The sequence below is a fragment of the Hymenobacter sp. DG25B genome, assembly GCF_000801315.1.
GTDB lineage: Bacteria > Bacteroidota > Bacteroidia > Cytophagales > Hymenobacteraceae > Hymenobacter.
This window is the reverse complement of record NZ_CP010054.1, coordinates 3,544,987-3,557,664: the sequence shown is the minus strand read 5'-3', so window position 1 is coordinate 3,557,664 and position 12,678 is coordinate 3,544,987. Positions and strand designations below refer to the sequence as shown.

The following is a 12,678-nucleotide window of genomic DNA, read 5'->3' as shown; positions in this document are numbered from 1 at the left end:
CCCCCAGCTTTTCCCGACCTTGCGGCGCCGTGCGTAGCGCGGCCGAACGCCTGCTTCGGCGTTATCATTAAGTAGTTTCAACCCGGCTCTCCCGCGCATTTACACTGGTAGCACCCTGCTCCATACCTGAATCATCCCGCACAGCACGCGCCATGAGTAATACATTGTATTCGGTCATTACGGCCACGGGCAGTTACCTGCCCACCCGCGTTATTACCAATCAGCATTTTGTGAATACCGAGTTTTATGATGCCGGCGGCAACCGGCTGGATAAACCCGGGCAGGAAATAGCCGACAAGTTTGAGCAGATAACTGAAATCCGGGAGCGGCGCTACGTTACCGACGACCTTTCCACCTCCGACATTGGCTGCTTTGCCGCGCAGGCCGCTTTGGCTTCTTCTACCATTGATCCGGAAGAGCTGGACTACATCATTGTCGCGCACAACTTCGGTAACGTCTCGGCCACTAATAAGCGCACCGATATGGTGCCCAGCCTGGCCGCGCGCATCAAGGCCAAGCTCGGCATCAAAAACCCCCACACTGTAGCTTACGACCTGCCGTTTGGCTGCCCCGGCTGGCTGCAGGGCGTTATTCAGGCCGATTATTTCCTGCGCTCCGGTGATGCCAAGAAGATATTGGTCATCGGGTCGGAAGTGCTTTCCCGCGTGTGCGACCCGCACGACCGGGACAGTATGCTGTACGCCGATGGGGCCGGCGCGGTGCTGCTGGAGGCCCGGGCCAGCGAAACTCCCGTGGGCATTATTAAACACGGAACCCGCTCCGATACCGACCAATTTGCGCATCTGCTGCGCATGGGTACCTCCTCCAACCCGGAGTACACCGCCCAGGAGCTGTTCCTGAAAATGGACGGGCGCAAGCTCTATGAATACGCCCTGAAAACCGTGCCCCAGGCTATTAAGGCCTGCCTGGAAAAAGCCGGCGTACCCATTGAGAACGTCAGCAAAGTCCTGATTCACCAAGCCAACGGCAAGATGGATGAGGCCATTCTGAAGCGCCTCTACGCCCTGTACAACATGCAGGAGCCCCCGGCCGGGGTAATGCCCATGACGGTTTCCTGGCTGGGCAACTCCTCCGTAGCCACGCTACCCACCCTGCTGGACCTTATGCTGAAAGGCGAGCTGGAAAACCAGACTATTCAGCCCGGCGATACACTGGTATTTGCCTCTGTAGGAGCCGGTATGAACATTAATGCCGTGGTGTATAAAGTGCCGGAAGCAGCGTAAGAGCACTATTCAAGTAGCATATAAAAGCTAAGGCCCCACCTGACTAGTCAGGTGGGGCCTTAGCTTTTATGGTTCTCAGCCTGGAAGTAACTAAAAGCTACCAGGGTAAGAAACCGAGACTATTTGCGCAAAGTAGAGCGCCCCAGCTTACTGGGCCACTCCAGCATACCGCCGGCCAAGTTAAATACCTGCGTAAAGCCGGCCAGACCTAGTTCTTTGGCTGCTTTAGCGGATCGGGCTCCGCTGCGGCAATACACGTAGGCCGGGCGCTTGGTATCCAGGGTAGCAATACGCTGGGCGAAGTCGGGGTCAGAAACGTCCATGTTCAGCGCGGCCGGAAGGTGACCCTGGGCAAACTCATCGGGCCGCCGCACATCGAGTAGGATGGCACCCGTCTGGCGCATGCCTGCCCCAAACTGGGCAGATGAAAGATTGTGGTACACGGATGGGGCCGTTTTAAGGATACCGGACATGGATAGAGGAAAAAAGAATGAAAAAGAATTATTCTGAGGCCGCCGTGAAGCAGACTGATAGAGGCGTAAAAGGATATTACAATCAGATAATGGCTGGCAGCCAGATAATGAGATAAGTGCGCTAATTTCTAACAAGTAATACAACGGCGCCTGCTAACCGAGGGATAATAACTTTCGGAGCGAGCGAAGGTATCGGCGTTGTATTCTCTGGTAAACTTTGCTTTTAGAATTATTCAGCCCGCAATAAAAAGGGCCCGGTAATGGAGCAGTTGCTTAAGAGGCAACTGCTACAAAGGTAACTGTTCTTGTCAACGGGTAACGGCCCGCTTTAATTCCCTTATATTCTGATCAATAGCTCATCAAAATATTGCAGGCAGGAGAAATTTAGATTTTTGAGGAGCTAACGCGGCAATAAGTCGGGCTAATCCCCCAGGTTTTCCTTGGTAATCACATCCACCAAACCATCTTCGCTCACCACCACGGCCAAACAAGGATAAGGGCTGCTTTCTACGTAGCGAATGGCGGAGTTGTAGCGGGCGCCGCGGGTGCTGGTGCCGCGGCCGGTGGCTTTGCCATCCAGAATAACGCCAATAGAGTAGCAGTAGCCATCGGGGTCGAGGAGGACGGCGCCATCGATGGCGGTGATGAGGCGGGTGATGAGCGGGGTGAGCGGGACGGGCTCAATAAGGGTGCACTGCAGCTTGAGACGGTCGGCTTCGGCCAGGGCCTCCGTGGTAATAACCAGCAGGGTGCCGTGTTTCTGCCGGCTGGCTTCCATCATCACATCCCAGAGGCGCTCAATTTTGCCGGAGTCGGTGAGGCCGAACGTGTGGCGCAGCTCGCGGCGGAAATGGGTGCGGTTGAGGCGGGTGCGCGGCAGGCTGGGCGTGCCGTAGTTGGCGCGCATCAGCACCTGCCCATCGTGCTGAAACTCCCAGATGTAATGCTTCACGAAGTTGATGACAAACAGGTCTTCGCGGGCGGGGTCATAGTGGCCCACTAACCGGCCCAGGGCGTACACGTTTTCCCCATCGGCCAGCAGGCTGACATCGGCCGTAGCCATTTCCAGCAGCTTGCGCACGGCCCGGTAGTCGGTGAGCGGGGTAGGGCAGGTGAGGGCAAATACTTCTTCCAGGTTGGGGTGGCGGCGGCGGGCCAGCAGGAGCTTGCCCACGCCCTCGGCCCCTTCATAGCGCAGGGAGGAAATAGTGGTGCAGGTGGCAAACAGCTTGGCCAGCGTGGGGTCCAGGTCCAGGTCCTGGGCCGGCGTATCCATAAACAGGCGGCCGGCGGCCCGAATCAGCTCCTCCGTGTCGCGCGGGCGAATGAACAGGCTCAGACCGGCTTCCGGCTCGTTGAGTGCCTTCCAGCACTCTTCATGGAAGCGGATGATAACGGCCTGAATGAGAGACGTAGCCAGCGGCCGACCATCGGTGTAATACCGCTCCGGCTGCAGGGCGGCATAGCGCTTCACTACTTTGGCATTCAGCTGCAGCACCGTCAGCACAAAGTGGTTGTGCACCAGCACGGGCATGCCCACGTAGCTGATGCGCTTGTGGCTGGCGGGGTCAGCGTCGAACACTTCCTGCACGGCCCGGCGCAGCGATACGCCTTCCTGCCGCCACTGCTCATACCACTCCGATACCACCTCGTAGCCCCGGAACGGCCAGGGCTCTTCCTGCTGCAAAGCCAGGCCCCGCTGCCGCACCCCCAGAAACCGCTCCCGGTCGGGGAAGGCATCCAAGGGTTCCAGGCTCACATTAGGATCAGAGCCGGCCGTGGTGGTGGCCGGAATGCCCAGCAGGAGCACCGTGGGGTTCAGTTCCTCATCCAATGCATCAAACACGCTCTGGGCGCTTTGCTGGGCGCCCTGCCGGAAACGGGCCTGATGCGGCCACATGGCCAGCGGGCCTACTACGGGCTCGGGCGCAATGGGCTGTACAGGAGGGGCGCTCAGTAAAGGAAGCGGGGCAAGCATCAAATCAGGCATAAAAATTCAACGAGGGCTATAGCTGGAATACAACCGGCAACACCATCTTTTGCTTTATGGGTTGGCCTTTATAGCTGGCGGGCGCCCATTTGGGTGCCGCTTTCAGCAGGCGAATGGCTTCTTCATCAAGGCCGGACCCCAGGCGCTTTACCGGCTTAATATCGGTCAGGGAGCCATCTTTCTGCACAATGAACTCCATAATCACCCGGCCTTCAGTTTTGCGCTGGCGGGCCAGAGCGGGGTATTTCTGGTTTTGCTGAATCCAGGCAAAAAACGCTTCCGTGCCGCCTACGGGGCGGGCGGGCTGGTCGGGGGCAATAACGGTGGGCGTAGCCTTTTCAGCTGGCACGGGGGCCTGGGCAGCGGCCGGCGCGGCAGCTGCAGCGGGTGCCGGGGCAGCCGTAGTGGCGCTGCCGGCATCAGCCGGAATCTGGAAAGTAATAGGAATGCTCATGCGCTGCCGCACTTTGGCTCCTTTGTGCATGGCGGGCGTCCACTTAGGGCCGGCTTTCACGGTGCGCACGGCCTCGGCGTCTAGGTCAGGGTCGCCGGGCTGGATGGGAGCTACTTCGGTCAGGTCGCCGGATTTTTCGATGACGAAGGAAACCGTAACGGTGCCTTGCACGCCGCGCTGCAGCGCGGCGGTAGGATAGTTCTGATGCTCGGCCAGGTATTGCCCGAAAGCCTCCAGGCCGCCTGCCGGCGTGGCCGGCTTTTCTACGGCATCATATACCTTATCTTTCTCCGGCTTGGGGTATTTTAGTTTTTTCTGAGCGTGAGCGGGAGCGAGGCCAACGGCCACCAGGCTGAGCAACAGCACCAAACGGGAAACAAAGCGCATCATAGCTATCAGTAAGGTTTAAAGAAACCCGGCACCGCCGGCACCGCATCCTCAACGGTGCAAGCCGCCCTGTGGGTTCAGGATATATGCAAAGAGTCGAATTTCAATAGATTTGACCTTATGAAAGCCGATGAAACTTCCAGCGCGCACAACTCCAGCCGCGCCCCCGAGCCCGTGGGCCTGTATCCGCATGCCCGCCGGGCCGGCAATTTATTGTTTCTTTCCGGCGTAGGCCCCCGCCAGCGCGGCCAGAAAAACGTGCCCGGGGTAGAGCTGAATGCCGATGGCAGCATCCGGACTTACGACTTCGAAAGCCAGTGCCACGCCGTTTTTCAGAATGTTCGCTATATTCTGGAAGAAGCCGGGGCCCGCTGGGAAGATTTGATTGACGTAACGGTGTTCCTGACGAATATGAAGGACGACTTCGCGACCTACAACCGCCTCTACGCCGAGTATTTTGCCTCCAGCCAGCCCTGCCGCACCACCGTCGAAATCAACTGCCTGCCCACGCCCATCGCCATTGAGCTGAAGTGCATAGCCGTAGTAAGCTAGCGCCTTGTTCTGCCCGCTGATATAACTATGGATACCCCCGGTCCCCAGCACAAACCCATTGTAAAGCACTACTCCAACGGCAACGTAACGGTAGTGTGGCAGCCGGCGCTTTGTATTCACTCGCGGCATTGCGTGCGGGGCCTGCCGGAGGTATTCGACTTTGAGCGCCGCCCCTGGATAGACCCCACCGCCGCCGCCAGCCCGGAAATTATGCGACAGATAGAGCAGTGCCCCTCCGGCGCGCTCAGCTACTTCCGGAACCAGGAAGCCCCGGCCACCGCCCCCGACGACCAGAAAACCACCGCGGCCGAAGCCATGTCCGCCACTACCATTCGGGTAGAGGTAAGCCCCGGCGGCCCCTTGCTCATTAGTGGCCCGGTAGTGGTACGCACACCCGATGGGCAGGAGCATAGCCACCCGCGCACTTCCCTGTGCCGCTGCGGCCACTCGAAAAACAAGCCGTACTGCGACGGCTCGCACCGCGACCTGCCGCCCGGCTGGGACCAGCCGGGGGCCAATCCGGCGTAGGCGGCAGCGCCACAGCGCGTACCTTCGCGGTTCCTGAAACCTCTACCGCCGTGGCCGCCGCTTCTCCCTTCCGCCCGCTTACCATTTCGCCTGCTGACCTCTTCACCGAAAACCTGACGGCCCATGCCGCCCGGGAGCGACATTTCGCGGCCCGGCACCAGGCCGTGGCTTGGCTACGGGTAGCGGTATTTTTGGGCGGCGCGCTGGCGGTATATCTGCTCCTTAACCGCCAGCAGTATGCATTTGGCTTTGGCGTGCTGGCGGCTGCTTACCTGGTGTTTGTGCTGGTGATGCGCTGGCATAGCCGCTTGGGATACCAGCGCGACCATTTCCGCCTGCTGGGCCAAATAAACCAGGAAGAGCTGGACCGCCTGGCCGGCCGCCTCAGTGGCTTTGATGCCGGCTTGCCCTACGTGGATGCTCAACACCCCTACACCGCCGACCTGGACGTATTCGGTCCGCATTCCGTGTTTCAGCTGCTGAGTCGCGCCACCTCCCGCTTGGGGCAGGACCACCTGGCGGCCTGGCTGCAAACCGCTGGCACCCCGGCCCAGCTAATTGCCCGGCAGGAAGCCGTAGCCGAGCTGGCACCCGATGTTACCTGGCAGCATGAGTGGCAGGCCCGCGCCCGGCATTTTTCCAAGCAGGCCGATGACCCGCGCCGCTTTACGAAGTGGCTGCGCGCCCCCGATTTTTTTGCCGATAAGGCCTGGCTGAAAATATTGCTCTTCGTGTTACCGCCCCTGGCTCTGGGTAGCGTAGGGCTCTGGCTAAGCGGCTACTCCTTGTGGGTAGTGGCGCCTTTCCTGTTGCTGATGGGCGCTATCAACCACCACTACCAGGCCGCCCGCGACGCCTACTTCGACCACAGTGAGAGTATGTACGATGTGCTGCGTGCCTACCGCGACCAGCTGGCGCTGCTGGAAGAGCGCCAGGTGCAGGCCCCGCGCCTGCTGGAGCTGCACCGCACGCTGTTTGCCGCCGCCGATGGCACCCCGGCTTCCCGGCTTATTGGCCGCCTTGCCTTGATTGTGGAGTACTTCTCCATGCGCCAAAGCACGCTGGCGGCGTTTTTTGCCAACAACCTGCTCTTCTGGGATTTCTTCTGGATGTGGCGGCTGGAAGGCTGGAAGAAGCGCCTCAGTGGCCACCGCCTGGATGCGGTGCTGGAAGTAGTAGCCGAAACCGAAGCCTTGGTGAGCCTGGCCGCCTTTCAGTTTGCCAACCCTAAGTATGCCGTGCCGGAGCTGAGTGCTGCGCCGCTGGAGTTCACCGCTGAGGGTATGGGGCATCCGCTCATCTTCGCTACGGAGCGCATCACCAATGATTTTAGCACCGTGGGGCCGGGCAGCACGGGCGTGGTCACGGGCTCCAATATGTCGGGCAAAACCACCTTTCTGCGCACGGTGGGCTTAAATATGGTGCTGGCTTTGGCCGGAGCGGCCGTATGTGCCCGCCGGCTACGCGTGAGCCCGGCGCAGGTATATACCGCCATGCGCACCCAGGATAATCTGGCCGAAAGCACTTCTTCCTTCTACGCTGAGCTGAAGCGCCTGCGCCTGCTGCTGGAGCTCACGGCTACCGGGCAGCCGGTTTTCTATCTGCTGGATGAAATTCTGAAAGGCACCAACTCCCGCGACCGGCACCGCGGCGCCCGCGCCCTCATCCATCAGCTGCACCGCCGCCCGGCCAGCGGCCTGGTTAGCACCCACGACCTGGAGCTGGGCGAGCTGGCCGGGGAGTTGCCCGGCTTCGTCACCAACTACAGCTTCAACAGCACTTTCAGCGGCCAGCAGATTCACTTTGACTACCGCCTCACGCCCGGCGTGTGCCGCTCCTTCAATGCCAGCCAGCTGATGCGTTTGATGGGCATTGCGGTGGAGGAGGATGAAGTGACGGAGTAACCGCTCTTTCGGAAAGTAGTACTGCTGAACCAAATATGTGCGCTGGGCAATATTTACCGGCTCGGCGGTGTCCCTGCGGCGGGTTAGCTACGTAGTAGAACGGCAAAAGCCCGCCTTCTTTCCTATGTATGTTCGTAATAATATCCGCTGGTCGCTCATCTGGCGGGTAGCCAGGGTAAACCTGCTCATTTTCACGCTGTATGCCCTGCTGATTTGTGTGGTTTACGGGCCTTTTAACTTTCATTCTTTAGCCATACCCTGGCAGCCGGTAGCCACGCTGGGTATTGCCGTATCCTTCTACCTGGGCTTTAAAAATAACGGCTCCTACGAGCGTTTCTGGGAGGGCCGTAAGCTGTGGGGCGGGGTGGTGAATACCAGCCGCACCTGGGCGGTGCAGGTGCTGGAATTCATTACCTCCCGCGTAGATGCCCCGGATGTGGAGGCGCCCGCCGCCTCAGCCCAGGAGCTCTCGGAGCGCCACCGCCGGCTGGTGTACCGCCACATTGCCTGGTGCAATGCCCTACGCATTCAACTGCGCCGTCAGCCCGAGCAATGGGATATAGCCGTGGCGCCGTTTCTGGAAGCGGCCGAAGGGGAACGTATGCGCCAGTACGGGAACCCGGCCACCCACCTGGTGCGCCAGCAGGCTGCCGACCTGCGCCTGCTGCGCGAAGAGCGCGGCCTGCTCAACGATTTTCAGCACGTAAGTATGATGCGCAGCCTGGAGGAACTGTACAACCTGCAGGGTGGCTGTGAGCGAATCAAAAACACGCCTTTCCCGCGCCAGTATGCCTTCTTCAGCTACGTGTTTGTATGGCTGTTTGCCGGCCTGCTGCCGTTGGGCCTCATTGGCGAGTTTGCCCAAATGGGCCCCGACCACATCTGGCTGACGGTGCCTTTTTCCGTGCTGGTATCGTGGGTGTTCAATACCATTGAGATAGTGGGGCACACTAGCGAAAACCCCTTCGACAACCAGGTGAACGATGTGCCCATGACGGCGCTGTGCCGCTCCATTGAAATAGACCTGCGCGAAATGCTGGGCGAAACGAACTTGCCACCCCGTATAGAGCCCCACAACGACGTGCTGTATTAGGCGGACATCTATAAAAAATGGCCCTGCTGCCCGTGCTTACGTCGCTCCGAAAAAAACTATAGCCTCCTGTTATGGCAATCCAAAATTAGCGCTATCTTACAGACCCTCTGATTTATAGGGGTAACGTTTATTGAAATTTTAACGAGTCATCAAAAATCCCAAATAGGATTGTTTCAGCCTGCGAAGCCTGATAGAAAGAATTAGCAGTATTAAATATTTAAATTTTCTATTAGTAGCTGCACGGGAGAAACTAACCATCGTCGATATCCGGTTAAGTTGCCGCATATCAACTTTTTACAGGATACGTACAAAGCAAATAGCTGATATGTGTTTAGGATGCAGTAGAAAAGGAAGCTCAGCTCAGCATTTGCGCTCAGAGAGCATTACCGCTACTGGCTTCCTGGAAGTTTATTACTTGTCTTGATACCGCTCTGCCCACCACCGAAACGCTTAGCTGCTTTATTTTTATGGAAGTTTACCGAGAGATATTACCTGAGAGCTACTTGCTGATTCTGGCTAATGATGTGCCGGAAACTCATCAGGATGCCAATGCTTTGGATTGGGCCTTGCGTCGGGCTGCGCGTAGCGGAAAATCGAGCGTGTGGGTAGATTGTAGTCATCTGGACCATTTGCCCCCCAATGCCGCCGAGCTGCTGACTTTTTACTACCATAAGCTTCATAAGCACGGCATGAACCTGGTGCTCTGCCACGTAAGTCAAGCCGTGCAGCAGGAGCTGGATAGCCTGGTGCCGGCGCTGCGCCCTCCCATTGTCAATAACCTTCTGGATGCCGAGCTGTTCTGTCAGCAGGAGCATTCTACCCGGCGAACTGCCTGATTTCACCTGAGCCAGAAAGTAGCGCTGCCTGCAAGCGGCATGTTACAGGCTGCTTTTCTGAACAGTAAAACGCCCGGCTACGGTGAGGTAGTCGGGCGTTTGTATGCCAGGCGGATACGGCCCGCTTATTTGCCGGTAGTAGGCGCGGCGCCGGGCTGCAGTGTGCGGCCCAGCCAGTCAAAGAACACCCGGTTCCAGAGCACAGCATTTTGGGGCTTCTGAATCCAGTGGCCTTCGTTGGGGAAGTACAGGAAGCGGCTGGGAATGCCGCGCAGCTGCGCTGTGCCAAAGGCTTCCATGCCCTGGCTCTCGGGTACCCGGAAGTCTTTGCCGCCATGAATCACCAGAATGGGTGTATCCCAGTTGCGGGCAAACAGCTGCGGGTTGAACTCCTGATAGGTGCGGGGCTGGGGCTCCTGCCACGGCGCGCCGCCCAAATCGTGGTTGGCGAAGAACATTTCCTCCGTGGTAGGGTACCAGCTTTCCAGGTTGTAGAGGCCGGCGTGGGCAATAAACGTCTTGAAGCGCCCCTGGTGGTGGCCCGCCAGGAAGTATACTGAGTAGCCGCCGTAGGAAGCGCCCACGCAGCCGCGCCGGTCCTTATCCACAAAGGGCTCCTGGCTCACGGCATCAATGGCGGAGAGATAATCTTTGATGGGCTGGCCGCCCCAGTCGGTGGAAATGCTGTTGTTCCACTCCGTGCCAAAGCCCGGCAGGCCGCGGCGGTTGGGCGCCACCACAATATAGCCGTTGGCCGCCATCAGCTGGAAGTTCCAGCGGTAGCTCCAGCTCTGCGTGATGGGGCTTTGCGGGCCGCCCTGGCAGTAGAGCAGGGTAGGGTATTTTTTACCGGGGTCGAAGTCCGGCGGGTAGATGACGTACACCTGCATTTGCTTGTTATCGGTGGTGGTCACCCGGCGGTCTTCTACTTTGCCCATTTTCACGCCCGCCAGCTCCTGCTGGTTTAGGTGCGTAAGGGCGGTTTCACGGCCGTTTTTCAGGTCTACGCGCACCAGCTCGGCGGGGCTGCTGATGGTAGTTTTATTGACGATGGCTGCGTCCTTGCCGGCCAACTCAAAACTGTTGTAGTTCTGCGGGCCTTTGGTGAGCTGCTTAATCTTGCCGCCTTTGCCGGGAATCGAGAAAATCTGCTCGGTTCCCGCCAATACGCTCACAAAGTAGATGGTTTTGCCATCCTGGCTCCAGCGGATGTTGCCGGCCGCCTGTTCTGAGCCTTTGGTGATATCCTCCCGCTTGCCGGATTTCAGGTCCAGCACCACAATGCCGTTGCGGTCTGACTCAAACCCGGGCGTGGCCATGCTCAGCCAGGCTACTTTGCTGCCATCGGGCGAGAAGCTGGGCTCGGTATCGTAGCCGCCCAGGCCTTCGCTGAGGTTGCGCGTTTTGCCCGAGCGTACGTCGTAGAGGTAAATATCGGAGTTGGTGCTTTCGGCTTCGGCCTTGCCCGTGAGCTTGCGCGAGGTGTAAGCCAGCAGGTAGCCATCGGGGGAAAAGGCAATTTGCTCGGCACCGCCAAAGGGCTGCAGGGGGGCATCAAACTTTTCCCCGGCCATTATATCTTTTCCGTAGCCGGTAAGCTTGCCATCGTCCCCGATGGGCTGGAAAAACACGTGGTTTACTTTGTAGTCGTCCCAGGCGTTCCAGTGGCGGTAATTCAGGTCGTCGATGATGCGGGCATCGGCCTTGGGCAGGTCGGGGTACCAGTCTTTCACCTCTTTGCCGGTTTTCACTTCCTGCGTGTAGAAGATAAACTTGCCGGTGGGAGCGTACTTCAGGTTGGCAATACCTTCTTCTGGGAAAGCACTCAACTTCTGCAGGCCGGAACCATCGGGGTTCATCTCATACAGCTGGTCGGAACCACCTTCCGCGCTGATGAAGGTGAGCTTTTTGCCATCGGGGCGCCAGTTCAGGTTGCCTTCGCTGCCGGGCGTGTTGGTGAGCTGCTTCACGGCCCCGCCGGTGGCCGGCATCACAAAAATGTCGGCGTTGCCTTTGTTGTCGGCCAGGTTGTAGCGCGTAACGGTGAAGGCCACCTGCTTGCCGTCCGGCGACACCTGCATTTCACCCAGCCGGCCCATTTTCCAGAGTAGCTCCGGCGTGAGTACGCCTTGTTGGGCCAGGGCTGCCAGCGGCAGGCAGAACAGCGCCGATAGTAAGGTTTTTTTCATCAGAGAAAGGAATGGGATTTTGTGCACAAGGTAACCAGGATGCCGTAAAATGTGCCCAATGCCTTAGCTTGCCGGCCCGCTCCGGCAACTAGCTTTAACCTGTAGTGCATGCCCGATTTCCGTCTTCGTGTTTTTCAGAGCGTGGCCCGGCATCTGAGCTTTACCAAGGCCGCGCAGGAGCTGTTTATCAGCCAGCCCGCCGTTACCAAGCACGTGCGGGAGCTGGAGCGCAGCTACGGGCAGCGCTTGTTTGAGCGGCGTGGCAACCGCATTGCCCTTACCGCCGCCGGCCACCTGCTGCTCGCCCATGCCGATACCGTGGAAGCTCTCCATCATCAGCTCACCGACCAGCTCTACGCCCTGCACCACGAAGCCGCCGGCCGCCTGCGCCTGGGGGCCAGCACCACGCTGGCGCAGTACATGCTGCCGCCCATTTTACCCGCTTTTCAGGCCCGCTACCCGCATATTGAGCTCACCATGCTCAATGCCAACTCTGAGCAGATTGCCGAAGCCCTGCTGCACGGCCACCTGGACCTGGCCTTTGTGGAAGGCCGCAGCAAAAACCGCGACCTTCACTATGAGCTCCTGCTGCAGGATGAGCTGGTAGCCGTGCGCCGCAGTACGGGCAGCCTGCCCGTGGCCATGCCCTTGGCCGAAGCCCTGCAGCACCCGCTGGTGTTGCGGGAGCGGGGCTCCGGCACCCTGGAGGTGCTGGAGTTTGCCCTGCGCGCCCAGCAAATCCGGCTCGACCAACTCAACGTGGCGCTCTACCTCGATAATACGGAAGGCATCAAATCCTACCTGGAAGCGGCCCCGGCCTGTCTGGGGTTTGTGTCGCAGCGGGCTGTTACGCGCGATGTGCAGGTGGGCCGTCTGGAAATTGTGCCCATTCCGGAGCTGCGCCTCTCGCGGCAGTTTGAAGCCGTGTGGGTGCAGGGGCAGCCTTTTTCGGCGCAGGCACAGCGTTTCCTGGCGTATGCGCGGCGCCAATTGATGGACGAAGTATAACCTTAGGTTATTCTTGATAA

General features: G+C 59.0%; 11 protein-coding genes. 7 read left to right on the top strand and 4 right to left on the bottom strand.

Annotated elements, in window-relative coordinates:
- Positions 1–152 precede the first annotated feature (152 nt).
- On the top strand, positions 153–1,244 hold the full coding sequence (locus PK28_RS15290; protein WP_044515302.1) for a 3-oxoacyl-ACP synthase III family protein: 1,092 nt from the start codon (positions 153–155) through the stop codon (positions 1,242–1,244).
- A gap of 119 nt (positions 1,245–1,363) precedes the next feature.
- Here PK28_RS15290 and PK28_RS15285 read toward each other — a convergent pair whose 3' ends face one another.
- The 3 genes from PK28_RS15285 to PK28_RS15275 form a co-directional block, all read right to left on the bottom strand.
- Positions 1,364–1,717 carry a rhodanese-like domain-containing protein gene (locus tag PK28_RS15285; protein WP_044515300.1) on the bottom strand — a complete coding sequence of 118 codons (354 nt, stop codon included), beginning with the start codon at positions 1,715–1,717 and terminating at the stop codon, positions 1,364–1,366.
- A 421-nt stretch (positions 1,718–2,138) separates the two neighbouring features.
- Positions 2,139–3,695, bottom strand: coding sequence for a DNA integrity scanning protein DisA nucleotide-binding domain protein (locus tag PK28_RS15280; RefSeq protein WP_048826135.1), 1,557 nt, complete (start codon positions 3,693–3,695; stop codon positions 2,139–2,141).
- A gap of 28 nt (positions 3,696–3,723) precedes the next feature.
- Positions 3,724–4,551 carry an energy transducer TonB gene (locus PK28_RS15275; protein ID WP_044515297.1) on the bottom strand — a complete coding sequence of 276 codons (828 nt, stop codon included), beginning with the start codon at positions 4,549–4,551 and terminating at the stop codon, positions 3,724–3,726.
- A 117-nt stretch (positions 4,552–4,668) separates the two neighbouring features.
- On the opposite strand from PK28_RS15275, the gene PK28_RS15270 reads away from it, so the two are divergent.
- The 5 genes from PK28_RS15270 (at position 4,669) to PK28_RS20545 (ending at position 9,461) form a co-directional block, all read left to right on the top strand.
- Positions 4,669–5,100: a RidA family protein gene (locus PK28_RS15270; RefSeq protein WP_044515295.1), complete on the top strand. Its 432-nt coding sequence runs from the start codon at positions 4,669–4,671 to the stop codon at positions 5,098–5,100.
- 27 nt (positions 5,101–5,127) lie between these two features.
- A complete protein-coding gene (locus tag PK28_RS15265) occupies positions 5,128–5,628 on the top strand; it encodes a (4Fe-4S)-binding protein (protein WP_044515292.1) in 501 nt (166 codons plus the stop codon).
- A 50-nt stretch (positions 5,629–5,678) separates the two neighbouring features.
- Positions 5,679–7,532 carry a MutS-related protein gene (locus PK28_RS15260; RefSeq protein WP_231576181.1) on the top strand — a complete coding sequence of 618 codons (1,854 nt, stop codon included), beginning with the start codon at positions 5,679–5,681 and terminating at the stop codon, positions 7,530–7,532.
- Between the two features lie 124 nt (positions 7,533–7,656).
- Positions 7,657–8,625 carry a bestrophin family protein gene (locus PK28_RS15255; protein ID WP_044517335.1) on the top strand — a complete coding sequence of 323 codons (969 nt, stop codon included), beginning with the start codon at positions 7,657–7,659 and terminating at the stop codon, positions 8,623–8,625.
- A 467-nt stretch (positions 8,626–9,092) separates the two neighbouring features.
- Complete coding sequence (locus PK28_RS20545; protein ID WP_156126426.1) at positions 9,093–9,461, top strand: STAS domain-containing protein; 369 nt, start codon at positions 9,093–9,095, stop codon at positions 9,459–9,461.
- A gap of 125 nt (positions 9,462–9,586) precedes the next feature.
- On the opposite strand, the gene PK28_RS15245 is transcribed toward PK28_RS20545, so the two are convergent.
- Entirely contained in the window at positions 9,587–11,650 is a 2,064-nt protein-coding gene (locus tag PK28_RS15245; RefSeq protein WP_044515288.1) for a S9 family peptidase, read from the bottom strand.
- A 108-nt stretch (positions 11,651–11,758) separates the two neighbouring features.
- On the opposite strand from PK28_RS15245, the gene PK28_RS15240 reads away from it, so the two are divergent.
- The gene (locus PK28_RS15240) at positions 11,759–12,658 is read left to right on the top strand and encodes a LysR substrate-binding domain-containing protein (RefSeq protein ID WP_044515286.1); all 900 of its coding nucleotides are present in this window, start codon (positions 11,759–11,761) and stop codon (positions 12,656–12,658) included.
- Positions 12,659–12,678 lie beyond the last annotated feature (20 nt).